The following is a 2,595-nucleotide window of genomic DNA, read 5'->3' as shown; positions in this document are numbered from 1 at the left end:
CTTTTGGCTAGAAAAGCACCGAAGAGGCAATTCCCCAGGCCTTAGGAAGGTCAAGCAGGGTTTTGCTGAAAAAGTGTTTCTCCTAATCCCTCCGGAAGAATCTTTCAGGTCAAAAAGACAGAGTAGGATACCTTATCTTACTCTGTCTTTTTTGTTGTGCGCCCAGCATGGGTGCAATCTTATGGGTGAGAGTCCCTAGTCTACCCTGGTAGTGGGAAGGACATAGCTAAACATCAAGGGTGTCCATCGCGAGATGGAATCTGAAGGAAGATGTAGGCAAATCTCCGGTCTGACGAACAGAAATCACATCAGGCTACAGTTAAGGATAAGGCTGCAATACAAGTCAAAGTCCAGTAACTACTCGGAATTAACTGTGGTAAATGTGGCAGATAGATGGAGAGAAAGATTGCGTTCTTACCTGGGGAGGTCTCACGGACGTGGGAAGATAAAATATTCGAACCGCGGTTGAAACAAGATTTATCGTGAGAAGTCAGCAGAGGTCATAGTACCACAGTTGCAAATTTTGTGGGAAGGACTGAACTTTAGGAGATGAGAGTAAATGAATGATACTAATGATGGATTGAAATACAGACAACTTCATATTGAAGACTATCTGCAAATGGTATCTGCAGAACAGAAAGAGTATGCAGAAGTGTATGCCCATCAGAGGATATCTGAAAACAACCTCACCATCACAAACTTTCAGACGGATAATCTGTTGGAAAAAATATTAGATAGAAACAATCTTAACAATGCGTACAAGAAAGTGAAATCCAATAAAGGGGCCGGCGGTGTTGATGGGATGAATGTAGATGAACTTCTGACATTCCTTAGAGATAACCAAAAGCAACTGATTCAACAGATAACAAATGGGAAATACCATCCAAATCCAGTAAGAAGGGTAGAGATACCCAAAGAAGAAAAAGGCAAGATTAGAAAACTTGGAATACCAACAGTGGTTGACAGAGTAATCCAACAGGCAATCACACAGGTATTGTCACCGATATTTGAACAACAGTTTTCTGATTATAGTTTTGGCTTTCGTCCAAAGACAGGTGCACACGACGCATTGAAACAATGTCAGCGTCATGTAAATGATGGATACGTATATGTGGTAGATATGGATTTAGAGAAATTCTTTGACACAGTATGTCAGAGCAAACTCATTGAAATATTATCGCGAACCATTAAAGACAGAAGAGTAATCTCGCTAATACATAAATACCTAAATGCAGGAGTTGTGCAAAATGGACTGTTTGAGAAAACCAAAGTCGGCGTGCCACAAGGAGGACCACTAAGTCCACTTCTTAGTAACATAATGCTAAATGAGTTGGATAAGGAACTGACACGCAGAAAGCACAGGTATGTGCGTTATGCGGATGATGGTATGATTTTTTGCAAAAGTAAAAAGAGTACAAAAAGAACCTTAGCAAACATCGTGCCCTATATTGAGGGAAAACTATTTCTAAAGGTAAACCGAGCTAAAACACAAGTGGCACATATCAGTAAAGTGAAATACCTAGGGTATGCGTTTTACAGATTTAAAGGTAAATGCAGACTCCGAGTACACCCAAAATCTATAACTAAGATGAGAAACCGAATAAGAGAACTGACCTCAAGAAGCAATGGTTGGGGAAATAAATACCGAGTACTAAAACTGACCCAATTCATACGAGGATGGGTGAACTATTTTGCACTTGCTGATATAAAGGCATCGTTAAAGAAGATCGACCAATGGTATCGCCATAAATTGAGGACAATCTATTGGAAACAATGGAAAAAGGTCAAAACGAAATTTCATAACCTTAAAAAATTAGGTGTAGAAAAAGAAAAGGCATGGATTTGTGCCAATATGCGAAATGGTAACTGGTACTGTAGTAGCTACTGTATCGTTAATTTTGCACTTAATGATAATAAACTCCGCAAATGGGGGTATATCACATTCACGGAGCAATATCTGAAAGCATGTGAAAACTAGAGAAGCGCCGTATACGGAACCGTATGTACGGTGCTGTGGGAGGCCGGGGGAATTATTTAATTTTCCCTCCTACCCGATGCTAAAGTTTTAATAATTCTCAACTATCAATGTACCTATTAAGGAGGTGGTGGACTCACTTCAATAGATTTCGAATCTGAAAAAAAGGAGGTCTATTTCAGATGAAAAAAATAATCAAAAAACATGGCTATTATTTCAAATTCTTTTTTATCATACTATTCTTTGTTTTCTTATCTGCCTGTAACGGAATTACACCCGCAGAGCCAGTCATCCATTCCTTTACTGCAGATGTCTATATTCTCAATGAAGGTGATTCTGCCATCTTAAGCTGGGTGGTCACCGATGCTACCACTGTCACCATCAACCCGGGTATTGGAAATGTCTCTTTAAGCGGTTCTACCTCTGTAACCCCAACCGAAACCACTACCTATACCCTGACTGCCACCAACACTGCGGGCACCAATACTGCCACAGTAACTATTACTGTCAACCCAGTAATGGTAGAGTACACTATCACCATACAACCGGGGCCGCAACAGGGAAAAGATGCTTCTGTCAATACCGTTGCACCATCAGATAATTATGGGAATTATAATTAT

General features: G+C 40.1%; 2 protein-coding genes. Both read left to right on the top strand.

The genetic code is table 11. The features are described from left to right. Positions 1-559 precede the first annotated feature (559 nt). Entirely contained in the window at positions 560-1,978 is a 1,419-nt protein-coding gene (gene ltrA / locus KO361_05950) for a group II intron reverse transcriptase/maturase (GenBank protein MCC7575106.1), read from the top strand. Between the two features lie 179 nt (positions 1,979-2,157). Continuing rightward, the coding region (locus KO361_05945) for a hypothetical protein (protein ID MCC7575105.1) at positions 2,158-2,595 on the top strand (438 nt) is incomplete at its 3' end.

This window comes from Candidatus Woesearchaeota archaeon, assembly GCA_020854775.1.
Classification (GTDB): Archaea; Nanobdellota; Nanobdellia; order Woesearchaeales; family 21-14-0-10-32-9; genus 21-14-0-10-32-9.
This window is presented reverse-complemented; position numbering and strand designations above follow the sequence as displayed.

Bases quoted from the DNA above. Each gene is read 5' to 3' on its own strand.
- ltrA (MCC7575106.1), top strand. From the start codon at position 560: ATGAATGATACTAATGATGGATTGAAATACAGACAACTTCATATTGAA.